Origin of the sequence: Neisseria perflava (assembly GCF_024170405.1) — a bacterium.
GTDB lineage: Bacteria > Pseudomonadota > Gammaproteobacteria > Burkholderiales > Neisseriaceae > Neisseria > Neisseria perflava_B.
Genome location: NZ_JALJYC010000023.1, coordinates 22,130 through 45,897, shown reverse-complemented (window position 1 = coordinate 45,897; position 23,768 = coordinate 22,130). Strand labels below are relative to the sequence as shown.

The 23,768-nt window shown below is 55.8% G+C and carries 19 protein-coding genes; 11 read left to right on the top strand and 8 right to left on the bottom strand.

Annotated features, from left to right (window positions below; genetic code table 11):
• Positions 1–195: 195 nt before the first annotated feature.
• Positions 196–1,065, bottom strand: coding sequence for a pirin family protein (locus tag J2T37_RS09095; protein WP_253355278.1), 870 nt, complete (start codon positions 1,063–1,065; stop codon positions 196–198).
• Between the two features lie 156 nt (positions 1,066–1,221).
• On the opposite strand from J2T37_RS09095, the gene truC reads away from it, so the two are divergent.
• Entirely contained in the window at positions 1,222–1,944 is a 723-nt protein-coding gene (gene truC, locus J2T37_RS09090; protein ID WP_253355282.1) for a tRNA pseudouridine(65) synthase TruC, read from the top strand.
• A 405-nt stretch (positions 1,945–2,349) separates the two neighbouring features.
• Positions 2,350–4,218: a ribonuclease catalytic domain-containing protein gene (locus J2T37_RS09085; protein WP_253355277.1), complete on the top strand. Its 1,869-nt coding sequence runs from the start codon at positions 2,350–2,352 to the stop codon at positions 4,216–4,218.
• A 100-nt stretch (positions 4,219–4,318) separates the two neighbouring features.
• Here J2T37_RS09085 and sstT read toward each other — a convergent pair whose 3' ends face one another.
• Positions 4,319–5,542, bottom strand: coding sequence for a serine/threonine transporter SstT (gene sstT, locus J2T37_RS09080; protein WP_253355276.1), 1,224 nt, complete (start codon positions 5,540–5,542; stop codon positions 4,319–4,321).
• Between the two features lie 373 nt (positions 5,543–5,915).
• Between sstT and J2T37_RS09075 the strand changes: the two genes are divergently transcribed.
• The 5 genes from J2T37_RS09075 to J2T37_RS09055 all read left to right on the top strand — a co-directional run bounded on the left by J2T37_RS09075 (position 5,916) and on the right by J2T37_RS09055 (position 16,394).
• The gene (locus tag J2T37_RS09075; protein ID WP_253355275.1) at positions 5,916–7,766 is read left to right on the top strand and encodes an autotransporter assembly complex protein TamA; all 1,851 of its coding nucleotides are present in this window, start codon (positions 5,916–5,918) and stop codon (positions 7,764–7,766) included.
• Between the two features lie 278 nt (positions 7,767–8,044).
• The gene (locus J2T37_RS09070; RefSeq protein ID WP_253355274.1) at positions 8,045–12,205 is read left to right on the top strand and encodes a translocation/assembly module TamB domain-containing protein; all 4,161 of its coding nucleotides are present in this window, start codon (positions 8,045–8,047) and stop codon (positions 12,203–12,205) included.
• A gap of 72 nt (positions 12,206–12,277) precedes the next feature.
• The gene (locus J2T37_RS09065; protein WP_253355273.1) at positions 12,278–13,177 is read left to right on the top strand and encodes a homocysteine S-methyltransferase family protein; all 900 of its coding nucleotides are present in this window, start codon (positions 12,278–12,280) and stop codon (positions 13,175–13,177) included.
• Positions 13,178–13,321: 144 nt separating this feature from the next.
• Positions 13,322–14,701 (top strand): glycoside hydrolase family 1 protein, encoded by a 1,380-nt coding sequence (locus J2T37_RS09060; protein ID WP_253355272.1) that lies wholly within the window; start codon positions 13,322–13,324, stop codon positions 14,699–14,701.
• Positions 14,702–14,789: 88 nt separating this feature from the next.
• Complete coding sequence (locus J2T37_RS09055; RefSeq protein WP_253355271.1) at positions 14,790–16,394, top strand: tannase/feruloyl esterase family alpha/beta hydrolase; 1,605 nt, start codon at positions 14,790–14,792, stop codon at positions 16,392–16,394.
• A 77-nt stretch (positions 16,395–16,471) separates the two neighbouring features.
• Here J2T37_RS09055 and J2T37_RS09050 read toward each other — a convergent pair whose 3' ends face one another.
• The 3 genes from J2T37_RS09050 to J2T37_RS09040 form a co-directional block, all read right to left on the bottom strand.
• Positions 16,472–16,741, bottom strand: a complete 270-nt coding sequence (locus tag J2T37_RS09050; RefSeq protein ID WP_437179470.1) for a type II toxin-antitoxin system YafQ family toxin — start codon at positions 16,739–16,741, stop codon at positions 16,472–16,474.
• Positions 16,734–17,024, bottom strand: coding sequence for a type II toxin-antitoxin system RelB/DinJ family antitoxin (locus tag J2T37_RS09045; protein WP_253355270.1), 291 nt, complete (start codon positions 17,022–17,024; stop codon positions 16,734–16,736). Before J2T37_RS09045 ends, J2T37_RS09050 begins: the two co-directional genes overlap by 8 nt.
• A gap of 129 nt (positions 17,025–17,153) precedes the next feature.
• Positions 17,154–17,498: a helix-turn-helix domain-containing protein gene (locus J2T37_RS09040; protein ID WP_253355269.1), complete on the bottom strand. Its 345-nt coding sequence runs from the start codon at positions 17,496–17,498 to the stop codon at positions 17,154–17,156.
• A gap of 219 nt (positions 17,499–17,717) precedes the next feature.
• On the opposite strand from J2T37_RS09040, the gene J2T37_RS09035 reads away from it, so the two are divergent.
• The 4 genes from J2T37_RS09035 to J2T37_RS09020 all read left to right on the top strand — a co-directional run bounded on the left by J2T37_RS09035 (position 17,718) and on the right by J2T37_RS09020 (position 20,034).
• Entirely contained in the window at positions 17,718–18,023 is a 306-nt protein-coding gene (locus J2T37_RS09035) for a hypothetical protein (protein WP_253355268.1), read from the top strand.
• A 64-nt stretch (positions 18,024–18,087) separates the two neighbouring features.
• Positions 18,088–19,047, top strand: coding sequence for a GTPase family protein (locus J2T37_RS09030; RefSeq protein ID WP_253355267.1), 960 nt, complete (start codon positions 18,088–18,090; stop codon positions 19,045–19,047).
• A 16-nt stretch (positions 19,048–19,063) separates the two neighbouring features.
• Entirely contained in the window at positions 19,064–19,834 is a 771-nt protein-coding gene (locus J2T37_RS09025; protein ID WP_253355266.1) for a DUF3944 domain-containing protein, read from the top strand.
• A 2-nt stretch (positions 19,835–19,836) separates the two neighbouring features.
• Entirely contained in the window at positions 19,837–20,034 is a 198-nt protein-coding gene (locus J2T37_RS09020) for a hypothetical protein (protein ID WP_253355265.1), read from the top strand.
• Between the two features lie 93 nt (positions 20,035–20,127).
• Here the strand turns inward: J2T37_RS09020 and cydC are convergent, their stop codons facing one another.
• From cydC to cydX, 3 genes are read right to left on the bottom strand one after another with little or no spacing between them, the layout of a single operon-like run.
• Positions 20,128–21,804, bottom strand: coding sequence for a thiol reductant ABC exporter subunit CydC (cydC, locus tag J2T37_RS09015; protein WP_253355264.1), 1,677 nt, complete (start codon positions 21,802–21,804; stop codon positions 20,128–20,130).
• Entirely contained in the window at positions 21,794–23,524 is a 1,731-nt protein-coding gene (gene cydD / locus J2T37_RS09010; protein ID WP_253355263.1) for a thiol reductant ABC exporter subunit CydD, read from the bottom strand. Before cydD ends, cydC begins: the two co-directional genes overlap by 11 nt.
• A 1-nt stretch (position 23,525) precedes the next feature.
• The gene (gene cydX, locus J2T37_RS09005; RefSeq protein WP_253355262.1) at positions 23,526–23,657 is read right to left on the bottom strand and encodes a cytochrome bd-I oxidase subunit CydX; all 132 of its coding nucleotides are present in this window, start codon (positions 23,655–23,657) and stop codon (positions 23,526–23,528) included.
• Positions 23,658–23,768: the final 111 nt, after the last annotated feature.

Sequence of the window (23,768 nt, the reverse complement as noted above, 5' to 3'; positions counted from 1 at the left end):
TAGCTTGTTTTGCTTATAAGGGCTCAGTCGACTTTTTTTCATGGGATTTATTCTAAATGATTTTGAATAAATCTAGTTATCTAGTACAGCCCCTAGATTTATTGTAACGGATTTGCGGCGGGCGGGGAAATACGGCAAAAAGGCCGTCTGAAAACCGGAAAGCGCGGTTTTTCAGACGGCCTTGCCGCTTTTACCTTATGCTAAATGACCGAACTTGCCGTTATTGTAATCGGCAAAGGCCTGCACCAATTCGGCGCGGGTGTTCATCACAAACGGGCCGTAGGCGGCGATGGGTTCGTCAATCGGCACGCCGCTCAAGAGCAAAAGTTCCGCACCTTCTCCATCGGCTCGCAGCCGGACTATGCCATCTTCATTATTGAAGGTTACGAGTTGGGTTGCGCCTGCTTGTGCCTCATCGTTAAAACACACATTGCCGCGCCGCACGGCGATGGTGAGGTTGTGCTTGGCGGGAACGCTCAGTTCGGCCACGCCGTTCGGGTTGAGCTTCACATCCCATACGTTCAGCTCGGTAAAGGTTTCCGCCGCGCCTTTCACGCCGTCGCGTTCGCCCGCAATCAGGCGCAGACTGCCCGCGCCGCCGGCCAGCTCCACCATCGGAATATCGGCGGCGGCCAAGTGTTGGTAACGCGGCGGGGTGTTTTTGTGGGCGGCAGGCAGGTTTATCCACAGCTGCGCCATTTCAAACAGGCCGCCGCGTTTGCCGAAGGATTCGGCGTGAAATTCCTCATGCACAATGCCCGCACCAGCGGTCATCCATTGCACGTCGCCCTGCGCAATCACGCCGCCTCCGCCGCTGCTGTCGCGGTGCGCCACTTCGCCGTAGTAGGCGATGGTAACGGTTTCAAAGCCTTTGTGCGGATGGGCGCCCACGCCGCGCGGCTGACCCGCGTTCGGCGCAAACTCCATCGGCATGGCGTAGTCAAACATTAAAAACGGATTGGTGTGGCGCTCTTCCGCCATATGGGAAAACAGCGGCGAGACATGAAAGCCGTCGCCCACCCAATGCTTGGTAGGCGCATCGTAAATTTTGCGGATGGTGCGCATGATGATTCCTTTTTCATTTTATTATGTGTGGTTTAACTGCTTGAATATGGTGCCGCCGCCGATTATCACAAGCAGGCCGTCTGAAAACATGCCCAAACCGGTAATCCTGTGGCAGAATCCGCTTTTGACTTTTCAGACGGCCTGCGCCGCTTTCCCATGCTCGAGATTCTTTATCAAGATAACCATTGCATTGCCGTCAACAAACCCGCCGGTATGCTGATGCACCGCTCCTGGCTTGACCGCCACGAAACCCGCTTTGTCATGCAGACCCTGCGCGACCAAATCGGGCGGCACGTATTCCCCGTGCACCGTCTCGACCGCCCAACCTCGGGCGTATTGCTGTTTGCGCTCGACAGCGACAGCGCCCGCGCTTTAACGCAGCAGTTTGAGCAGAAAACCACCATCAAAACCTATTGGGCGGTGGTGCGCGGTCATTTGGGCGACCACGATACCATTGATTACCCGCTCAAATACCAGCCCGACCAAATCGCCGAAGCGCTGACTGAAGCAACTTTGCAAGAAGCCGTCACCGACTACCGCTGTCTGGCGCGTACCGAACTGCCGTTCCAATCGGCGCAGCGCTACCCCACCTCGCGCTATTCGTGGGCGGAACTCACGCCGCACACCGGCCGCAAACACCAGCTGCGCCGCCATCTGAAACATATTTTCCACCCCATTGTCGGAGACACCAATTATGGCGACCTGCGCCAAAACCACGCCGTTGCCGCACATGTCGGCACGCAGCGGCTGATGTTGCACGCACGTTCTTTGTGTTTTCACAGATTGGGCGATGGGAAAGCGGTAGAAATTGTCGCACCGATAGATGAGCAGTGGGCGGTATGGTTGGCGATATTCGGAAAAGAGGAAAACACAGGATAGCAAAAGGCCGTCTGAACAGGTTTTAAAGCGCAATCAGAGATTACGGTAAACCCCGTTCAGACGGCATTGTATGCCTATCGCATTATCATTATAATGCGCGTGGGGCTGGAAACAGTAAAGCCCCAGTGGAGTGGGGCTTTATTGCGAAACCAGCCCTAGAAAGGATGGTTTCAAGATGAAACAGACCTCTCCAAAAGGCTGCCTCAGACTGAAACTCAGTACAGTCATTAAGGCTATCTTAATGCTTGTGCTGCTGTTCAGTCAATAGCATGCCGTTAAAATAAAACATCTGTTTTCCCGCCTTCCTTCAAAAGCAGGCGGTTTTTCTATTTTGTTTTCAGACGGCATTTCCCCATAATTCTGTTAAAATCCCCCACTCAAAAAATTCCAACACCGAAACCCTACATGAATATTTTTTACGAAGAATCCGGCCAGTTTAAAGTGGCTGCGGTTGTGCAGAAAAACGATGCCACCTACCAAGTGGATACCCAACACGGCAAACGCACCAAAGTGAAGGCCAATAATGTGTTTGCTGAGTTTGACGGCGATATGGCGGCGTTTTTGGACAAGGCGCAGGCGGAAGCGGCGGATATTGACACCGATTTGCTGTGGGAAGTGTGCGGCGCGGATGAGTTTAGCGCCGAGGCGATTGCGGAAGAATATTACGGCCATGCGCCCAGCAAAACCGAGCTGGCGGCCACGCTGATTGCGCTATATGCCGCGCCGATGTATTTCTACAAAAAGGCCAAAGGCGTATTCAAGGCCGCGCCTGAAGAAACGCTGAAACAGGCGCTGGCGGCCATCGAGCGCAAGAAACAGCAGGACGCGCAAATCGAGGCGTGGGCGGCGGCCTTGCAGGCGGGCGACATGCCGTCTGAAATCGCGGCGGATTTGAAAACGATTCTGCACGCGTCCGACAAGCAGGCATTGACCTACAAGGCGTTTAGCAAAGCGGCCGAGGCGCTGAAAATCTCCGCTTACGAGCTGGCGAAAAAAACCGGCGGTATCGCCTCGATTCCGCAATACCTGCTCGACGGCTTTGAGATGAAATATTTCCCCAAAGGCACGGGCTTCCCCGAAATTGCCGTGCCCGCATTGGCGGACTTGCCTAAGGCAGACGTGGCGGCGTTTTCGATTGATGACGATTCCACCACCGAAGTGGATGACGCTTTGAGCCTGACCGATTTGGGCGACGGCGTAAAGCGCGTGGGTATCCACATCGCCGCGCCGTCGCTGGCAATCACTCGCGGCAGCGACATGGAAAAAACCATTGCCGAGCGCCAAAGCACGGTGTATTTCCCCGACGGCAAAATCACCATGCTGCCGGACAACTGGATTGCCGCGTTCAGCCTCGACGCGGGTGCATACCGCCCCGCCGTCAGCATTTATTTTGAGGTGGATGCGGATTTCAATGTCGGCGAACCGGTGTGCAGAATCGAAGCGGTCAACATCGCGGAAAACCTGCGTATCCAAGCCATCGATCCGCATTTTAATGCGCAGAACGGTTTGGATTCAGACGGCCAAGCCATGTTTGCCCACCATCAGGATTTGATTTGGTTTTACCAATTCGGCATTGCCCTGCAAAAAGCGCGCGGCAAATACGAAGAAAACCGTGCGCCGCAATACGATTACGGTATTGAGGTGGATGAAAACGGCACGGTGTCGGTATCCCGCCGCGAACGCGGTGCGCCGATTGATACGCTGGTAAGCGAGATGATGATTCTGGCCAATTCCACTTGGGCGCAGATGTTGGACGAAAACAAGCTGCCCGGCCTGTTCCGCGTACAGCCTTCCGGCAAAGTGCGCATGAGCACCCAATCCGAGCCGCACATCGGCATGGGCGTGCAGCATTACGGCTGGTTTACCTCGCCGCTGCGCCGCGCCGCCGACTACATCAACCAAAAGCAGCTGATTAGTCTGATTGACGACACCGCCGCGCCGCTGTTCCAAAAAAACGATGCCGAACTCTTCGCCGCGCTGCGCGATTTCGACAGCGCCTACACCGCTTACGCCGATTTCCAACGCCAGATGGAAGCCTACTGGAGTTTGGTGTATCTGGAGCAGCAGGGCACAAAAGAGCTGGTGGCAACTGTATGGAAAGACGATTTGGTGCGCATAGACGGCCTGCCGCTGGTGGCACGCGCCAACGGTATCCCGTTTGATACACTGCCCAAATCGCAGGTGTTGCTGAACATTACCGAAGTGGATTCGGAGAAACAGTTTATCGCCTTGAATTATGTGAAAGCGGTAGCGCCGCAAAGCGTGGCCGTCTGAATCTAAATGAATAACGGATAACCATCTGACAAAAAGGCCGTCTGAAAACATTTTGCGTTTTCAGACGGCCTTTTCCTATTTTACGACAGATAATCAAAGACTAAGCCTTACGCTGACGTCCCATATCCGCCGCCGCAGTAAACAATACGTCGGTAGAAGAGTTCAGCGCGGTTTCGGCGGAATCCTGAATCACGCCGATGATGAAGCCGACGGCCACCACCTGCATGGAAATATCGTCGGAAATCCCAAACAGGCTGCAGGCCATCGGAATCAGCAGCAGCGAGCCGCCGGCCACGCCAGACGCGCCGCAGGCGCCGACGGTGGCCATCAGACTCAACAGCAATGCAGTCAGAAAATCGACATGGATGCCCAGCGTATTGGCCGCCGCCATCGTCAAGACGGTAATGGTAATCGCCGCGCCCGCCATGTTGATGGTCGCACCCAGCGGGATGGAGATGGAATAGGTGTCCTCGTGCAAATTCAGCTTTTTCGCCAAGGCCATATTAACCGGAATATTCGCAGCGGAAGAGCGGGTAAAGAAAGCCGTCACGCCGCTTTCGCGCAAACACATCAGCGTCAGCGGATAAGGATTACGGCGGATTTGCGTCCACACAATCAGCGGGTTGACGATAAAGGCGATAAACAGCATACAGCCGAGCAGCACCACCAGCAATTTGGCATAGCTGGCCAAAGCGGTAAAACCGGTTTCGGCAATGGTGGTCGCCACCAGGCCGAAAATACCGATGGGGGCAAATTTAATCACCCATTTGACGACGGTAGAGACGGTATCGGCCATATCCGCCGCCACTTGGCGGGTGGTGTCCGAACCGTGGCGGCGCAATGCCGCGCCCAATACCAGCGCCCAAGCCAAAATACCGATATAGTTGGCGTCCGCCAATGCGCTAATCGGGTTGGACACCAGCTTCATCAGCAGACCTTTCAATACCTCGACGATACCGGAAGGCGGCGCGGTGGACACATCGCCGGCAGAAGCCAAAATAATCGTGGTCGGGAAAGCCATGCTGGCGATAACCGCCACCAAAGCGGCGGCAAACGTGCCCAGCAGATACAGCCACAAAATCGGTTTGATATGGGCTTCATTGCCCTCACGGTGCTGCGCAATCGCCGACACCACCAACACAAACACCAAAATCGGCGCAATCGCTTTCAATGCACCGACAAACAAAGCGCCAAACAAGCCAACGGCCAAACCGGCTGAGGGCGCCGCCCAGCCGACCAAAATACCCAAAACCAGCCCGACCACGATTTGTTTGACCAGGCTAATGCTGTTGACCGCATTCATCAGCGGATTGCCACTTGCCATGATTGAGTCTTTCTATGTATGTTAAGAAAGTCTAACATTCTAAAATAAAAAATCTAACACCGTGATATTTTCGGCATACAATCTAATAAATGGCTATTTAGTTTCAAATTTTAATTTTTTTTGTCATTTATTATTAAATATTTTAAAATTAAAAGATTAATCTGCTACACAATTATACAACGCTTATGCCCGCTTGAATGAATTTTGTCAACAATTTGGCAAATCCTGTCCGCCGTTTCCTTTCAGACGGCCTCGGCGCTGCGCTTACCTGCGGTCTCGATTTCAAAAGGCCGCGCAAAAGATGTTAGAATCCCACCTTGAGATGTCTTGTTACCCCATACCCCGTTGTTTTCCGTTTGACCGAATCCGACCCATGACCAAGCCGATTTACCCGCTCATTCTGACCACGCTGTCGCTTGCCTGTGTGCAGGCGCTGGCGGCCGATTCGTTTGAAGCCAAAGCGGATGATTACGAGCGTATCCCCGAATCCGAGCGCCCCAAGCCGCCGACTTCGCCCAATCAAACCGAATCGGTCAAGCTGACGCCCAAATACGCCGTCAACATCGACACCGACAACAGCGATGTCAAATCTGCCCTGACCGAATACCTGCCACTGATTACCCAACAGCAGGAAGAAGAGCTGGATAAAGAGCAGGTCGGCTTTTTGGCGGAAGAAACGCCGGACAACGTCCAAACCATCCTGCGCACCAAAGGCTATTTCAACAGCAGCACCACCGTCAAAGACGAAGGCAGCAGCTATACCGTCAAAGTTACGCCCGGCCCGCGCACCAAAGTTGATAACGTCAGCGTGGCGCTGACCGGCGACATGCTGTCCGACAACGATTTGGCCGACTACTATAAAAATGCCATGAGCGGCTGGAAACAGCCCGTCGGCAGCTATTTCGAGCAAGACAGTTGGAGCAGCAGCAAAACGGCAGTCTTGGCGGCCGTGGCGCGGAAAAAATACCCGCTGGCCAAACTGTCTTCCACCCAAGCCACCATCAATCCGGAAAACAACACCGCCGATTTGAATGTGGTGGTGGACAGCAAGCAGCCGATTTACTTCGGCGATTTTGAAATTACCGGCACAAAGCGCTACCCCGCCAGCGTGGTGGAAGGTTTGGCACGTTTCCATCCGGGTGAGCCGTATGACTTAGACATGCTGCTGGATTTCCAACAGGCGCTGGAGCAAAACAGCCGCTATTCCGGCGCGGCGGTGCAGGCCGATTTCGACCGGCTCGAAGGCGACCGCGTACCCGTCAAAGTGAATGTGACCGAAATGAAGCGGCATAAGCTGGATTTGGGCGTGCGCTACGATTCGGAAGACGGTTTGGGCGGACGCGTGGGCTATGATTACTACAATCTGTTTAATAGAGGCTACATCGGCTCGGTGATTTGGGACATGGACAAATACGAAACCGCCCTTTCCGCCGGTATCAGCCAGCCGCGCCGCAGCAACGGCACATATTGGACCAGCAATATCGGCTACAACCGCTCCACCACGCAAAATCTGGAAACGCGCGCCCTGACCAGCGGCGTTTGGTATGTGCGCGACAAAAACAACATCGACGCGCGTATCGGTTTGGAATTTGTGATTGAAGACCGCAAAGTGCCGACCAGCGGGTTTGTTACCAGCCGCAGCCACGCCACCATGCTGACCGCTTCTTGGCGCCGTCAAAGCATCGAAACCACCCTGCGGCCGGAAAACGGCTATTATCTCGACGGCAAAATCGGCGCGACTTTAGGCAAAGTATTGTCTTCTACTTTTATGGCGCGCGCCTATGGCAGCGCAGGCTATTATTTCACGCCGGAAAACAAAAAAATCGGTACGTTTGTGGTACGCGGACAGGCCGGTTATGTGTATGCCAAGGAAGACCAAGACGTGCCCTATACCCTGATGTTCCGTACCGGCGGCGCTTCGTCGATACGCGGTTACGAGCAAAACAGCATTGGTTTAGACGGCCCGAACGATACCGTTATCCCCGAGCGCGCCCTGATGGTGGCAAGCTTGGAATACCAATACCCGATTAACCAGAGCTTCTCCGCCGCCGTGTTTCACGATATGGGCGATGTCGCCAATAATTTCAAAGACATGACCATAAAACACGGCACAGGCGTGGGTGTGCGCTGGTTCAGCCCGGTGGCGCCGTTTTCGTTTGACATCGCCTACGGCCACCAAGACAAAAAAGTGCGCTGGTCCATCAGCTTGGGCACGCGTTTTTGATTTGACAGCCGCCGCTGTTTAACAGACTATTTTTCAGACGGCCTATCGGCCTTTTACTAGGGTCTGTTGACAATTCATCCGCGAAACAAGATTTGATGTGAAAAAGCGCGGATGCAAGGCAAAAAGCGCAGCATGGTTGGATACCTTGCGAGCATTTTTAACGCAGCAGCCGCGTTTTTACGCACAAATATTGCCGCGTGATGAAATGTCAACAGACCCTAATACAAAGGCCGTCTGAAAACCGCTGCAATCCGTTTACCTTATTCTTTATCTAAATCATGACCGCAACACAGGCAACCGCTCCCGTCCCCTCCACGGCCGCGCCGTCCGAGCGCCCTACCCCGCCGAAGAAGCGCCGCCCTTGGCGCAAACTGGCAGGGGGTTTGTTGTGCCTGCTGCTTATCCTGCTCGGTTTTGCCGCCTGGCTGGTCGGCACGGAATCCGGCCTGCGTTTCGGTTTGTACCAAATTCCATCGTGGTTCGGTGTCAACATTTCTTCCAAATCGCTGCAAGGCACGCTGCTGGAGGGATTTGACGGCAGCGACTGGCTGATTGAAACCGACGGTGCCGATGTCAAAATCAGCAGTTTCCGTTTCGACTGGCTGCCGTCTGAACTCACCCGCCCGCAGCTGCACATTACCAAAATCGTGGCGGGCGACATCGCCATCGTCAGCAAACCCACGCCGCCGACCGAAAAAGAGCCGTCGCAAGGGCTGCCCGACAGCATTGATTTGCCCGTGCCCGTGTCGCTCGACCGCGTGGAAACCGGCAAAATCAGCACCGGCAAAAGCTTTGCCAAGCAGACCGTGTATGTGGAAAAAATTCAGACGGCCTATCATTACGATGAACAAGGACACCGCCTCGACCTGACCGAATTAAAATCGCCGTGGAGCACTTCCGCCGGTGCCGTTGTCGTCAGCCTGAAAAAGCCTTTCCCTGTCAACACCGCCATTTATACCAAAGGCGAATTGGAAGGCGAAACCGTACACGGCACGGTGCGCCTGTGGGGTTCGCTGCAAGACGTCAACACCGATATTCTGCTGGACGGCGACAATGTCCACCTGTTCGCCCGCTCCGTCTTACATCCGTTTGAAACCCAGCTTAACAAAATCGTCGGTGAAATCCACAGCAAAGGCTTCCACGTCAATCCGGCCGCCTTCCTGCCCTCGCTGCCCAAGGCGCAGCTGAATTTCGACGCGATTATCGTCCCCTCCGCCCAAAAAGGCATGGCGCTGGAAGGCTCGCTGGATTTGGGCAACAATCTGGCCGATTTTGCCGACGCCGGCGGCATACCCGTGCGCACCATTTTGGGCGACTTTACCGTGGACAACAACGGCGCCGTTACCATCAAAGACACCGATGTGACCCTGCTGCAAAAAGGCGTGGTCAATGTCGGCGGCACCATCGACAGCGCCGCCAATACGCTGAATTTGGCTTTGGGTATCAATGAAGTCGGCGCAGACGATGCCGTGCAAACCCAAATCGCAGGCCATCTGAACGGCAGCATTAATGTCAAAGGCGCGACCGCTTCGCCCGACATCGAATGGGATTTGAACAGCGGCTTTGCCCGCGCCACCGGCCTGCTCTCCATCGCCACCGACGCGAAACTGGGGCAGCAAACGCTGAATCTGACCCGTTTGCAAATCCTGCCCGAAGGCGGCGGCGAATTGAACGCTGCCGGTTTCTTGGAATTGTTTAAAAACCAGGCGCTCAAGCTCGACATCACCAGCAAAGCCTTCAACCCAGGGCAAATCGACCCGCAACTGCCGCGCGGCAGCGTCAACGGCACGATTGCGCTGACCGGCGAATTGGCAAAACAAGCCTTCGGCGGCAAAATGCAGTTTGCCCCCAGTACGCTCAACAATGTGTCTTTGAGCGGCAAAGCCGATGTGTTGTACGAAAACCAACACTTAAGCCGTGCCGACACCGACATCAAGCTCGGCACCAACGTCATCAACACCAGCGGTAGCTTCGGCAAAGCGGGCGACCGCCTCAACCTCAACATCAGCGCGCCCGATTTGTCCCGCTTCGGCTTCGGCTTAAGCGGCCTGCTCAACGCCAAAGGCTACATCGCAGGCGATTTGTCCAAAGGCACCCAATCGCTGGAAACCGACCTGACCGGTCAGGCGCGCGCTTTCCGTATTGCCGACGTGCTCAACGTCAAAACCCTGGATTTCAAACTGAAAGGCTCGCCCGATACCAGCAAGCAGCTAGCCGCCGAATTGAAGGGCGAACAGATTGTGTTGGCAGGTGAATCGCCGACCGCCATCGACGCGGTTAATCTGTTTGTCAACGGCACCGGCCTCAGCCACCGCATTCACGGCGGCAGCAGCATGGCATTGGACGGCAAGCGCTACAAGCTGGAAATCGATGCCAACGGCGGCCTGAACGCCGACCAAACCCAATGGAAAGGCACGGTCAGCACACTCGACATCAGCGGCGCGTTCAACCTCAAGCTGCAAAACCGCATGACGTTGGAAGCCGGTGCCGAGCGCGTGGCCATGAGTCCGGCACGCTGGGCGGCGATGGGCGGCAGCATCAATCTGCAAAACTTCGTGTGGGACAAAAAAGCCGGCATTACCAGCAAAGGCAGTGCGCAAAACCTGCACATGGCCGAGCTGCACAATTTCTACACCCCGCCCGTGCCGCACAATCTGATTTTGGGTGGCGATTGGGATTTGTCGTACAGCCAAAACGCGCACGGCTACCTCAACATTACCCGTCAGGGCGGCGACATCACGATTTCCGACAAGCAGACACTCGGCCTGAGCGCATTGTCGTTGCGCACCCGTTTCCAAAACGGCCGTATTGACGCCACCGTGGACAGCGCCACCCGCTTCGGCCGCGTGGACGGCAGCGTCGGTATTGCCCAGCAGTTCGGCGGCAATATTGCCAACGCGCCGATAAGCGGCAAGGTCAATCTCAACATTCCCGATCTGACCACCCTGCGCATGTTTATGCCCGCTACCGCGCAAGGCTTGAGCGGCCGCTTTACCACTTCGGCCGTTATCGGCGGCCGCACCGCCGCGCCCACCGTCAACACCACCCTCAACGGCGTTACCAACTACGGCCGCGCCGACGGCAACCTTACCATCGGCCAAGGCAGCGATTTTGCCAACGCGCCGCTGGGCGGGCGGATTAACCTGAACGTGTCGGATTTGGAAGTATTTCGCAACTTCATGCCCGTCGGCCAAACCCTCAAAGGCAACGTCACCGGCGCGATTACGCTGGCAGGCCGTCTGAATGATCCGCAACTGGGCGGCACGCTCAACGGCAATAACCTCTATTACCGCAACCAGACACAGGGGCTGATTCTCGACAACGGCGTGTTGCGCTCGCACCTGCAAGGCCAGCGTTGGGTCATCGACAGCCTCAAGTTCCACCGTGGCGGCACGGTCGAGCTGACCGGCGGCGTGTCACTGGCCGGTGCCGAGCCGGATGTGGATTTCAACATCGTGTTCGACAAATACCGCACCCTCTCCCGCCCCAACCGCCGTCTGCAACTGAGCGGCAAAGCCCGCGTGCAATACAGCCCCGCCAAAGGCGTGGCACTCAACGGCGCTTTGAAAGCCGATTTCGGCATGTTCGGTATGCAGGCCGCCTCCATGCCGACGCTGGATGACGACGTGGTCGTCTTGGGCGACACCAAAAAAACCCAAAGCGCCGCCACACCCATCTACATGGATTTGGATTTGGATTTGAACAACAACGTGCGCTTTATCGGCGCCGGCCTCAACGTGACCCTCGGCGGCAAGCTCAAGCTCACCGCCCGCCCGGGCAAGAGCGTGCAGGGTATCGGCACGATTCATGTGGTGCGCGGCCGTTACAAAGCCTACGGGCAGGATTTGGACATTACCAAAGGCACGATTTCCTTCGTCGGTCCGCTGTCCGACCCCAATCTCAACATCCGCGCCGTGCGCCGCCTGTCGTCTGTCGGCGCGGGGGTGGAAGTATTGGGCAACCTGAGCAATCCGCGTGTCAATCTGGTGGCTGACGAGGCCATGAGCGATAAAGACAAACTGTCGTGGCTGGTGCTCAACCGCACCAGCAGCGGCAGCGACAGCGACAATGCCGCCCTGTCCTCCGCCGCCAGCGCCCTCTTGGTCGGTCAGCTCAACGACCGTATCGGCCTGGTGGACGACCTCGGCTTTACCAGCCGCCAGACCCGCGACACCCAAACCGGCGAACTCAACCCCGCCGAGCAGGTCTTGACCGTGGGTAAACAGCTCACCAACGAGCTGTACCTCGGCTACGAATTCGGCATGACCAGCGCCGAGCAGTCGGCCAAACTGGTGTACCAACTGACCCACGCCATCCAAGCCGTGGCGCGTATCGGCACCGAATCTTCCGGCGGCGAGTTGAAATACACCATCCGCTTTGACTCCCTGCCGTGGCAGAAAAAAGTGCCGGAAGACGGCGACACCGCGAAAGCGAAATAAACATCAGGCCGTCTGAAAAATGATTTTTTTCAGACGGCCTCATATTTCATTTTACGATACAAGGAAACCCCTATGCCTCCCCCCTCCCCCATCATCCTTGACGGCGGCATGGGCCGCGAGCTGCACCGTCGCGGCGCACCCTTCCGCCAACCCGAGTGGTCGGCGCTGGCGCTGACCGAAGCCCCCGCAGCCGTGCGCGATACCCATTCGGATTATATCCGCGCCGGTGTGCAAGTGATTACCGCCAACAGCTACGCCGTCGTGCCCTTCCATATCGGCGAACGCTTTTGGCAAGAGGCCGAAACGCTGGCTGCTACGGCCGGACGTTTGGCAAGGGAAGCGGTGGAACAAAGCGGCAAAGCGGTCAAAGTGGCCGCCTCGCTGCCGCCGCTCTTCGGCTCTTACCGCCCCGATTTGTTTGACGCAGAAGCCGCGCCCGCCCTTGCCGATCCGCTGCTGCGCGGTTTGGCGCCGTATGCCGATATTTGGCTGGCAGAAACGCAAAGCAGCATCGCCGAAGCCCGATTCTGGCAAAGCCGCCTGCCCGCCGACGGCAAGCCGTTTTGGGTGTCATTTACGCTGGAAGACACGCATGAGCACGACCGCCCCGTATTGCGTTCGGGCGAAAGCGTGGCCGAAGCTGCGCAAACAGTAGCAGATTTGGGCGCACAAGCGCTGCTGTTCAACTGCAGCCGCCCCGAAGTCATGCTGGCTGCCGTGCAAACCGCCCATGATGTTTTTAGCAAACAAAACAAAGATATCCTGATAGGCGTGTACGCCAATGCCTTTGAACCGGTAGCCGAAGAGATGAACGCCGCCAACGACGGCCTCGACGAAATCCGCCAAGACACCACCCCGCCCAACTACCTGCACTGGGCGCAAGAATGGCGCGACGCAGGCGCAAGCATTGTCGGCGGCTGCTGCGGTATAGGGCCGGAACATATCGCCGTATTGTCAGAAAAATTGAAATAATGGCAAAGGCCGTCTGAAAACCATTGAGGGTTTTTCAGACGGCCTTTGCCTTTGTGTTAACGCAAACGCTGTCGCATTGGGTGCAAAACCATAAAGCATTTGGATTATCATGTGCCATAGCACAGCTTGAGAAAGGAATAAGCGATGTTCGGACAAAACGGATTTCTCTGGGGTATGTCTTCCGCCGCCTATCAGGTGGAAGGGCATACAAGCGACGACGGACGCGGACGCTGCGTGTGGGACGATTATTTGGAGCGTGACTACTACGGCGGTATCGGCGTGTCCGCACGCGTGGCGATTAATTTTTACGACCGCAAGCAGTATTTGGCCGACCTCAAACTCATGCAGCAGGCAGGGATTAACAGCTACCGCTTTTCGATTTCGTGGACGCGCATCATTCCCGACGGTATCGGCCCGGTCAATCCCGACGGCGTGGCGCATTACCGCCGCTTTATCGAAGACCTCATCGACCACGGCATTCAGCCGATGATTACCCTCTACCATTGGGACTACCCCGCTGCGCTGGCGGCCGGCGGCGGCTGGCTCAACCGCGATTCGGTCAAATGGTTCGCCCGCTATGCCGAGGTGGTGTTTAAAAATTTTGCCGATTTGTGCGAAGTGTTTGTTTTGATTAACGAGCCGACGGTGGACATGGCCTTCCGCGAGGCGCATGAAGCCTTTGTCAACGGCGAAGACCTCGGTGTATTAAACGCGCTCTTGTGCAGCCAAAGTCGCCTGGCCGAACGCTTGAAAACCATCAACCACATCCTGCTCGCCTGTGCCGAAGCACAACGCATTTTCCGCGAAGGCGGCTATGCGGGCGTGTGCGGCGTGGCCGTGCCGTTTTCACCGGTGGAAGCCGTGGAAAACGGCAGCGAGCTGGACATCAAAAACGCGCAATGGGTGGATGCGCTGCTCAACCGCTGGTATCTCGACGCCATGTACAAAGGGCAGTATCCGCAAGACCTGCTCGATTTGCTGGCGGCCACCGGCGGCGACGCGGGCATTCAGGAAGGCGATGCCGCCGCTATCGGCGCGGCGCAGTTCGGCTTTTTGGGGATTAACTACTACGCGCCGTTTTACATCCGTCACGACGGCAGCGGCGAAGACTACGCGCCGACCCTGTTTGACAAAGACGGCGAAATGACCATGAACGGCCCGGTGCGCCCCGACTGCTTCTATAACCTCCTTATGCGGATTAAAAACGACTACGGCAACCCGCTGATATACATCACCGAAAATGGCGCGGGCTTTGTCGGCGAAGATGTTTTGGTGGACGGTAAAATCAACGACGCCGGACGCTGCCGCTACATCGAAAACCATGCCGCTGCCCTTTTGCAGGCGCGGCAAGAAGGAGCCAACGTGCAGGGCTACCATGTCTGGTCGAGCCACGACAACCTCGAATGGCAACGCGGCTACGAAGTGCGCTTCGGCATGATTTATGTGGACTACGACACCCAGGCGCGCATTCCGAAGCAAAGTTTTTATGCGTATAAAAACCTGATTACCAACAACCGCTTATGATTAGGATAAGGCCGTCTGAAACGCTACTTTCCATTTTCAGACGGCCTATCCGCCTCGCCTCCCTTTTTTATCCCGAAAGGAATCTTTGATGAACCGCAAACTCATTCTCGCCCTATCTGCCGCCTTCGCCGCCACCGCCTGCAGCCACGCCGAGCCGCCGCAAAACGCCGCCGACTCTGCCGCCGCCAAACAATGCACCGCCCTCAAAAACGCCCAAATCGCCGACACCCGAATCACCAAAGCCGAATGGTCGGCCGACGGCAATGTCGATGCAGACAAAATGTCCTCGCTGACCGGCGGCGCCACCACCGCCAGCAAAGCCGGTGCGCACTGTATCGTCGAAGGCGAAATCGGCGCGCGCACGGGCGTGGACGGCCAGCACTACGGCACCAAATTCCAAATGCGCCTGCCCGCGCAATGGAACAACAAATTCCTGTTCCAAGGCGGCGGCGGTGTGGACGGCTTTGTCGCCCCCGCGCTGGGCAGCATTCCCGTGCGTTCCTCCACCGCCACCCCCGCGCTGGAGCGCGGCTACGCCGTGGTCAGCATGGACGGCGGCCACCCCAACCCAACCCCCAATTTCGGCACCGACCCGCAAGCGCGTTTGGATTTTGCCTACCAATCCACCGGCAAAGTCACCGCCGTGGCCAAGCAGCTGATTCAAAAAATGTACCAAGCCGCGCCGCAGCACAGCTATTTCATGGGCTGCTCCAACGGCGGGCGTGAGGCCATGATTGCCGCCCAGCGTTATCCCAACGAATTTGACGGTGTGATTGCCGCCAACCCCGGCTTCCGCCTCTCCCGCGCCGCCATCGCCGAAGTGTGGGACACCCACCATCTGCTCAAAGCCGCGCCGAAAAATTCAGACGGCCATAAAATCCTTGCCAACGCCTTCACCCAAGCCGATTTGGACAAAGTCAGCCAAGCCGTACTCAACCGCTGCGACGCCAAAGACGGCCTGAAAGACGGCATCATCAACGCGTGGGAAAGCTGCGACTTCCAACCCGAAATGGCCGGCTTGTCCAAAACCAAAACCGCCGCGCTCAAAGCCGTGTTCGACGGCGCCAAAAACAGCAAAGGCGAACCCATTTACAGCGGCTGGTTCTACGACAGCGGGATTAATGCCGACGGCTGGCGCAAATGGAAATTAGGCACTTCGCAAACCGCCGAACCCGACGCGCGCAACATCACGCTCGGCGCCGGTTCACTCAAATGGTATTTCATGAGCCCGCCCGTGCCCGATTTTGACTTGAGCAAATTCAATTTCGACACCGACACGCCGAAAACCTACGCCACCGGCAAAATCAACGACGCCACCGCCACCGACATGAGCGCATTTAAAGCGAACGGCGGCAAATTCATCATCGTCACCGGCATTTCCGACCCCGTGTTTTCCGCCAAAGACCAGCGCGACTGGTTTGTCAGCATGCAGCGCGACACGCCCGACGCGCAATCGTTCAGCCGCATGTTTATGGTACCTGGCATGACCCACTGCGGCGGCGGCCAAGCCTTTGACGACTTCGACCCGCTCACCGCGCTGGAGCAATGGCACGATAACGGTAAAGCGCCAGAAGTCATGCTTGCCCAAGGCAAAGCCTTCGCCAACCGCAGCATGCCGCTGTGCGCCTATCCGAAAGTGGCAACCTATGTCGGCGGGGATAAGGATAAAGCGGAAAGTTTTGCCTGCCGTTAAAAACAATAGCCGCCAATCAAAACAAGGCCGTCTGAAAACGCGCAATCTGCGGCGTTTTCAGACGGCCTTGTCCATTTTTAAAACAAATCGGAATGCGTTCCCAGCCGGTGTAACTCCACCGCTTCGTCTGACAAGCGGTAAACCAGCACCAAATCGGGCTTGATGCGGCAGTCTCGGAAACCGCTGAAATTGCCGGTCAATGGATGGTCTCTGTATTTTTCGGGTATCAGACGGGCGTACAGCAAACATACCGACACCTCTGTCCATGCTTCGCCGATTAACGACAAGTAATGCTTTTTCAAATCACGCTTAAACGCATTGCTCATCTCAAATCTGCGCTTAGTCACGGCCAATCTCCGCCATCGCCTGATTCAGCGCCTCCAAATCGGCATGACTGCTGTAATCGCCGTTTTCAAAATCAGCGATGCTTTCACGCAACATTTTTTCACCGTTCGCACCCAGCGTGTCGGCCGCCCAGTCAAACGACAGCGGCACTTTGCCGGTTCCCCCGATTTGGTTGAAAAACATCCTGACCGCCTGACTGGGCGTAAGGCCGTATTGCGCCAATACAGGATAAGCACGGGCGCGCAACTTGTCGTCCAGCCGCATATTGAAATTTGAATAACCCATTGCCCTACCTTTCAAAAAATCATTATGTTGCCATTATGATGTAATGACAAATTATATTCAAGTGCAGCAAAAGGCCGTCTGAAACAGATGCGGTTTTCTGCTTTCAGACGGCCTTTCCAAACATCCGTTTTATTCGGTTTTCCACGCCACCATCTGCTCCAGAATCCGCAGTAGTCCGACACGCTCCCCTTCATCCAACTTTTCCAACAGATTCAGCACCTGCCCCGCCTGATCGCGCACCCTGCGGCTGCCGTCATTCAACAAATCCGCCGCATCGCAGCCGAAAATTTCCGCCAACTCCAGCAAACGTACCACCGACAGCCCGATATTGCCCCGCTCCAAGCGTGACACCGCATCATTGCTCAAATCCAAACGCTCCGCCAACTGCGCCTGCGTCATGCCCACCGCCTTCCGGTGCTTCATAATCGCCTGCCCGATGGCCTTTTCAACAGCCTGCTGTGCTTTCAAAGTCATATCCGCTCCTAAGCAGCAACTATCAGACATTCAGACGGCAATAAAAAGAGAATAAATTTCTTATAAATAGGCAAATATTTCTTAATTTAAGCTAAAATAAACCACAGGCATAAGCAAAACGCAACAAACAAAAATTTACACAACCGCACCCGTAGTGCGACATATCCGCGCAACCCGTACCCGAAATGACCTTATGCCCTTTCGAACAAGGAAACCACCATGCTGCAAATCCTACTCGGCATTGCCCTTTGGTATCTCATCTACAAATGGTTTACCAAACACTACACCATTACCGCCAAAGAAAAGCGTTACACGCCCGAAGAGTTTTATGCCTTTCTCGAACAAGAACGGGCAGTGCGCGGCAATACGGTGCATAGGCCAAGTACCAAAGCCGCCGATGAGAATATGCAAACCGTCCGCACCGAAGACGGGCAGGAAATCGATATTGTCTCGGATGAAGAATGGCAAGATTTTTTGAAATGGCGCAAATGGCGGCAGTCGCACCGTTCCACGACAAGCCAATAGCAATTTGATGACATTTACTTTTACCACTTATACGGCAACGCCGTTAACTTTTCAGGAGTTTGACATGAATAGCAATAGCAGAATCCAAGAAATGCTGAAACATTTGAATAAAGAGCAGTTGGAAAAATTAACAGCCGCTATACGCAATACCAAAATCAACGTGTTGTTGGTTGGCGGTACAGGCGTAGGCAAAAGCTCAACCATTAATGCGTTGTTTGATATGGATACGGCAAAAGTTGGTCAAGGCACCAAGCCGGAAACCTCCCAACTGGAATCTTTTGAGTTCGATCATATCGTGATTTGGGATACACCCAGATTTGGTGATTCCGAAGAAAACGATAAGCGCTATAAAGAAGCGATCGTTCAAAAGTTGAATGAAAAAGACAAAAATGGCTTGGCGCTGATTGATTTGGTCTTACTGATTATTGACGGCAGTAGTCGCGATTACAGCTCGGCTTATACCATTATCAAGGATGTTGTGTACCCGAATTTGGGAGAAACAGGCAAACAACGTCTGCTGGTCGGTATCAATCAGGCAGATTTGGCCATGAAAGGCCGCCATTGGAATCATGAAACCAACCAACCGGAACAAGCATTAACTGACTTTTTGGAAGAAAAAGTCCAATCTACCCGAGAACGGATTAAAGCCGATACCGGCTTGGATGTCGAGCCGATTTACTACGCCGCCGGTTACAAAGACGGTGATGAAGAACAGCACCCTTACAATCTGGAAAAACTGCTCAGCCATATTCTCGAACAATTACCCGAGAAAAAACGCTTTGTGTTTATGAGCGATGTTAATGACGATAAGCAGAATTTCTCCAGCAATGATGGGAAAGAAGATTACAGCAAAAAAATTGAAGAAACGGTTGAAGATTCTTTTTGGAACACCATAAAAAGCACGCTTTCTGATTTGGCCGACATGGCACTAAATGCCGTCAAAGAAGCGGCAAAAGAAATGATTACACCGGAAAATGTAAAAACCGTTGCGAAAACATTATTCAGTATTTTTAGTAAAAAATAAAAGAAAGGATTCGACAATGGCTTACCGTGATGATGCCGATTTGGTCTTCTTGAAAGACCTGAAAGCCCGCGATTTGGACGGCTTGGTGCAATGCCTGATTTACGACAAAGACGGCAACAAGCGTTACACAGAAGAATTAAGCGGCAATGACAACTATAAACGCTTTTATCCTAATCATTCAATGTATTGGCGCGAGATTGCGGCAGAAATCCAAACATTCGGCGGCAATACCTTTGCTACTTTAGCCAGATTCGGTAAAGGCGTGCTGTATCGGGAAGTATTAACCGATGTTGCCGACAAATTCAAAGTCAATTACAACAAAAAAAGCCCTGTTGCCAAAATCGAACAGGCATTATTGATGAAGGTATTGGAAGATTCTGCCGAAAAAATGTCAGCGGAGGATTTGGCTGCATTGGCAAAAGAAGCAGGGATTGCGGCAACAGCCAACTTATCCAAAGATGCATTGTTGGCGATTTTGATGACAGCTTTTAAAGCAGGCGGTTTCCAATCCTACAAACTCAGCCTGATGGTTGCCAATGCCACTTTGAGGTTTCTGATTGGTCGCGGCCTCGCTTTTGCCGGTAATGCAGCGTTAACCCGTTCTTTGTCCATCTTAACCGGGCCGATTGGCTGGGCGATTACCACCGTATGGACGGCTGTTGACCTCGCAGACCCAGCCTACCGCGTAACCATGCCTGCCGTATTAAACGTGGCTATTTTGCGCCAGCAGCATGAATGGGAATTGCAACATCTGCGCGAACAGTTTGAAAAAGAGCTCGGATTATAGCCATGTTCCCTTTTTACATCCGTATCTGCTGCCCGAAATGCGGCTGGAAAAGCAGTTGGAATCAGGTTTCCGATGTCATCCATGCCGGTGATATACGCCAACAGAAACACTGCCCGAAATGCAGCAGTGCGGTCAAATCCGAATCCCAAGTCCACCTGCCGTCGCTATTAGGAAAATTGGCTGATATTTTCCGTATTTAACGACCCAAAGGCCGTCTGAGAAACAGAATAAATTTCTGTTTCTCAGACGGCCTTTTATGTTTCCCATACCATCATATCATTGTTTTTAAAAAACTATACCGAATAATCCGCCTCCGGCAATACTACGCGGCAAAGGTCTGCCGCTTCTATCTCTTCCCACATCTGATGGCTGACCACCACCAGCAAGCCGTCGCGCTGGTGGTCGCGCACGGCCTGCCAGACAGTGTGGCGGCTGGCGCTGTCGAGTCCGGCGAAGGGTTCGTCTAAGAGCAGCAGGCGTTTGGGGGTGAGCAGCAGGCGCGCGAGGGCGATACGGCGGGCTTGTCCGCCCGACACGGCCGCGCCGTATTCGCCCAACGGGGTGTCCAAACCTTGCGGCAGCTGCGCCAGCCAGTCTTGCAGGGCGACTTTTTCCAGCGCGGCGGTCAGTTCGCTGTCGGTTGCGTCGGGTTTACCCAAGCGCAGGTTTTGCGCCAGCGTTTGCGCGAAGATGTCCGCGTATTGTGAGAGATAGCCGATTTGCCCGCGCCAGTCGAAATCGCGGCTGTCGGCGCCGTTGAGGGTCAGGCTGCCCGCAAGCGGCGGCAGTTCCTGCGCCAATACCGACAGCAGCGTGGATTTGCCGCAGCCGGAAGCACCCATAATCCAGCAGGGTGTGCCGCTGGCTATGTCAAAAGACACGACACGCGGGCCGATAAGGGCATCGGGCAGTCGGGCGGACAGGTGTTGCGCACTCAGTTTCAGACGGCCTTGCGGCAGCGGTAGGCCGTCTGAAACGGCGGGAGGAACATTGATTAAGGCGTTAATCCGCATTTGCGCGGCGCGGCTGAAGCCGTAGGCGCTGAAATTGCTGCACAGCGGCAAAACGTATTCCTGCAAACCGAATACGCCCAGCAGCAGCGCCAGCAGCCACGGCACGTCTGTCTGCCCCTGTTGCAGGGCGGCGGCGCCGAGCCACAACAGCGCGGCGCACACGGCGGCAAACCACCATTGCGCCAGAAGGCTTAAGATGTTGGCAGTACGGCGGATACGCTGCGCCACGGCGGTGAGCGCGTCGTCGGCCTGCAAACAGGGCTGCTGCTGCGCCGTCCACTGCCGCCACAACACCAGCCGCGTCAGCATACGCAAGGGGTGCAGCAGGGCGCGGCGGCGCTGTTCACCGATTTCGCTTTGGCACAGCGCGTCGCGTTGTCCCAAGCGCAGCGCCGCCAGCGGCAGCAGCAACACGCCGAGCAACAGCAGCCCGACCCACACGCCGCCCGAGGGCAAGGCAATGCTGATAACGGCGGCCAGCAATACGCTCAAACAAGCGGCCTGCAACCAAGGCGCAACTACGCGCAGCGGAAATTCGTCTAGGGTGTCGATGTCGCTGACGAGGCGGTGCATTTGGCGGGCGGAATCTGCACCGCGCCACGGCTGCAAGGGCTGCGCCGCCAAGCAGGTAAACACGCTGACGCGCAGGTTTTTCAACAGGCCGAACACGGTATGGTGTGATACGGACAATTCGCCGTAACGTGCGGCGGTGCGGATAATCGCCAGCATCCGGATAACGGCGGCGGGCAGCATGTAGTTGAAGCGGTGGCTGCCGAGGGCGACCAGCCCCGCCAGCGCGGAGGCGGCAAGAAACCAGCCCGACACCATCAGCAGGCAGACGGCGGCGGTACAGGCGGCCACGCCCAGCAAGCCGCTGATCAGCCACATATCGGTGTGGCGGCGCAGCAAATCGCGCAGGGCAATCGGTTTATCCGCTTGATGTTTTTCAGACGGCATAGTGCGCTCCCTGTGTTGCGGACGGCATGACAATGACTTTATCCAGCCACGGCAGCTCGTCGGCATGGTGGCTGACCCAAATCACGGTTTTGCCCCGGCTGAGGCTTTCCAATAAGGCGTTCAGACGCGCGGCGGTGTCGGGGTCGAGGTGTTCGGCCGGTTCGTCCAGCAGCCACAGTCCGGCAGGGCGCAATAAAAGCTGCGCCACGGCCAGCCGTTGCAGCTGTCCGCCCGACAAGCCGCGCCCGTGTTCGCCCAAGGGCGTGTCGAGGCCTTGCGGCAGACGCGACACCAGTGGCCACAGTTCCACCGCCTGCAACACTTCCGTCAATTCCGCATCGCTTGCGTCGGCTTTGGCCAAACGCAGGTTTTCCGCAATCGTGGCAGGCAGAAACGCCGCGCTTTGCGCTAGATAGCCGACCTGCTGCTGCCATGCGGTTTTATCCAGCGCGACAAAATCGGTATCGTCAATTTTCAGACGGCCTTCATAGGCGGCAAAGCCCAACAGCATCTGCAACAGGCTGGATTTGCCGCTGCCGCTCTGCCCCGCCAGCGCCACCCGCGTGGCGGCGGCGATGTCGGCGGAAAAACCGCTGACGCGCATACGCCCTTGTTCTCCGCGAATACAGATATTGCTCATCGAAATCGCAGGCGGCGTATGACTATCTATTTGTAAAAACGTAGTTTTTTCAGACGGCCTTGCTTGGGCTTCGGCGATGGCGTTCCACAAGGGCAAGAGCTGTTCCGCCGCGCCTTCAGCCTGCGCTTTGGCGTGGTAATCCGCCCCGAGCTGGCGCATAGGCGCGTAAAACTCAGGCGCGAGCAGCAGCAAGAACAGCGCGGCGGTAAAATCGACGGGGATGGTGTTTTTTGCCCACGGAAGAATGCCGAGCAGCCCGAAACCGAGGTACACCGCCACCAGCGCGATGGATACCGAAGCCATCAGCTCCAATACGGCATTGTTAAGAAAGGCGATGTGCAACACCTTCATGGTGCGGCGGCGGTATTGCTCGGCACTGCGGCCGATGTCGTCCGCCGCCAGCGTGTCGGCCTGCAGGCGTTGCAGGGTGGGCATACCGCGCACCCAATCGAGAAAACGCCCGCTCAACTGCGCCAATGCGCCCAGCTGCGCCGCGCTTTGGCGGGCGGTGAGGTGGCCGATGACAATCATAAACACGACTAACAGCGGAAAGGTAACCACAAAAATCCCCGCCACCAGCAGGCTCTGCGTGGCGGCGGCAATGAGCAGCAACAGCGGCGTGGTCACGGCGGTGAGTTTCCGCACCGAATAGCGGCTGACAAAGCCTTCCAGTGCATCAATTTGGTCGGTCAGGCGGCTGCTCAGTTCGCCGTCGCTGCCGTAGCGGTGGCGGCCGCCGCCCAAATGCGCCAAACCGTTTAACAGACTGTGGCGCACTTGGCGTTTCACGCTTAAGGCTGCGCCAAACGCCACATTGTCGCGCAGCAGGTTCAACAGCGGGCGCAGCAGCCAGCAGCCCAGCAACACGGGCAGCCAGTGCGCCAAAAGATTCATATCCAAAGGCTGGCGGGCAAAGCCTTGTTGCAGCCATGCGCCGAAAAGCTGCGCGAGCGCGTAAGACTGCGCCACAAACAAAACGGCTGCCGCGAATGCGAGCAGCCAGCTTAATTGCAGCCGCCGGCGCACGGGTTTCACCCATTGCGCCAGCAGCTTTTTATGGGGCAGAATCTGCCGTTTCATCTTACGACTCGGCCTGTTGCGCCTTAGCCTTGAGGCTGGCGGCGCGTTCTTCCTCAAACTCGCCCCACATCGCATTGACGACGGCGAGCAAAACGGCAAAGCCCAAGCCCAAAACCCATGCAAAATACCACATTGTTGACTCCTTGTTTTCAGACGGCCTTTGCTTTGGAAACAGGAGAGGCCGTCTGAAAAATAATGTTTTAATCTGATTGTGTAAGGCGGGTTGCACCCACCCTAGCGGCTG

What these genes read in the sequence shown, in the direction of transcription:
- J2T37_RS09095 (WP_253355278.1), bottom strand. Translation starts at nt 1,065, where the DNA reads ATGCGCACCATCCGCAAAATTTACGATGCGCCTACCAAGCATTGGGTG.
- truC (WP_253355282.1), top strand. Translation starts at nt 1,222, where the DNA reads ATGCTCGAGATTCTTTATCAAGATAACCATTGCATTGCCGTCAACAAA.
- J2T37_RS09085 (WP_253355277.1), top strand. Translation starts at nt 2,350, where the DNA reads ATGAATATTTTTTACGAAGAATCCGGCCAGTTTAAAGTGGCTGCGGTT.
- sstT (WP_253355276.1), bottom strand. Translation starts at nt 5,542, where the DNA reads ATGGCAAGTGGCAATCCGCTGATGAATGCGGTCAACAGCATTAGCCTG.
- J2T37_RS09075 (WP_253355275.1), top strand. Translation starts at nt 5,916, where the DNA reads ATGACCAAGCCGATTTACCCGCTCATTCTGACCACGCTGTCGCTTGCC.
- J2T37_RS09070 (WP_253355274.1), top strand. Translation starts at nt 8,045, where the DNA reads ATGACCGCAACACAGGCAACCGCTCCCGTCCCCTCCACGGCCGCGCCG.
- J2T37_RS09065 (WP_253355273.1), top strand. Translation starts at nt 12,278, where the DNA reads ATGCCTCCCCCCTCCCCCATCATCCTTGACGGCGGCATGGGCCGCGAG.
- J2T37_RS09060 (WP_253355272.1), top strand. Translation starts at nt 13,322, where the DNA reads ATGTTCGGACAAAACGGATTTCTCTGGGGTATGTCTTCCGCCGCCTAT.
- J2T37_RS09055 (WP_253355271.1), top strand. Translation starts at nt 14,790, where the DNA reads ATGAACCGCAAACTCATTCTCGCCCTATCTGCCGCCTTCGCCGCCACC.
- J2T37_RS09045 (WP_253355270.1), bottom strand. Translation starts at nt 17,024, where the DNA reads ATGGGTTATTCAAATTTCAATATGCGGCTGGACGACAAGTTGCGCGCC.
- J2T37_RS09040 (WP_253355269.1), bottom strand. Translation starts at nt 17,498, where the DNA reads ATGACTTTGAAAGCACAGCAGGCTGTTGAAAAGGCCATCGGGCAGGCG.
- J2T37_RS09035 (WP_253355268.1), top strand. Translation starts at nt 17,718, where the DNA reads ATGCTGCAAATCCTACTCGGCATTGCCCTTTGGTATCTCATCTACAAA.
- J2T37_RS09030 (WP_253355267.1), top strand. Translation starts at nt 18,088, where the DNA reads ATGAATAGCAATAGCAGAATCCAAGAAATGCTGAAACATTTGAATAAA.
- J2T37_RS09025 (WP_253355266.1), top strand. Translation starts at nt 19,064, where the DNA reads ATGGCTTACCGTGATGATGCCGATTTGGTCTTCTTGAAAGACCTGAAA.
- J2T37_RS09020 (WP_253355265.1), top strand. Translation starts at nt 19,837, where the DNA reads ATGTTCCCTTTTTACATCCGTATCTGCTGCCCGAAATGCGGCTGGAAA.
- cydC (WP_253355264.1), bottom strand. Translation starts at nt 21,804, where the DNA reads ATGCCGTCTGAAAAACATCAAGCGGATAAACCGATTGCCCTGCGCGAT.
- cydD (WP_253355263.1), bottom strand. Translation starts at nt 23,524, where the DNA reads ATGAAACGGCAGATTCTGCCCCATAAAAAGCTGCTGGCGCAATGGGTG.
- cydX (WP_253355262.1), bottom strand. Translation starts at nt 23,657, where the DNA reads ATGTGGTATTTTGCATGGGTTTTGGGCTTGGGCTTTGCCGTTTTGCTC.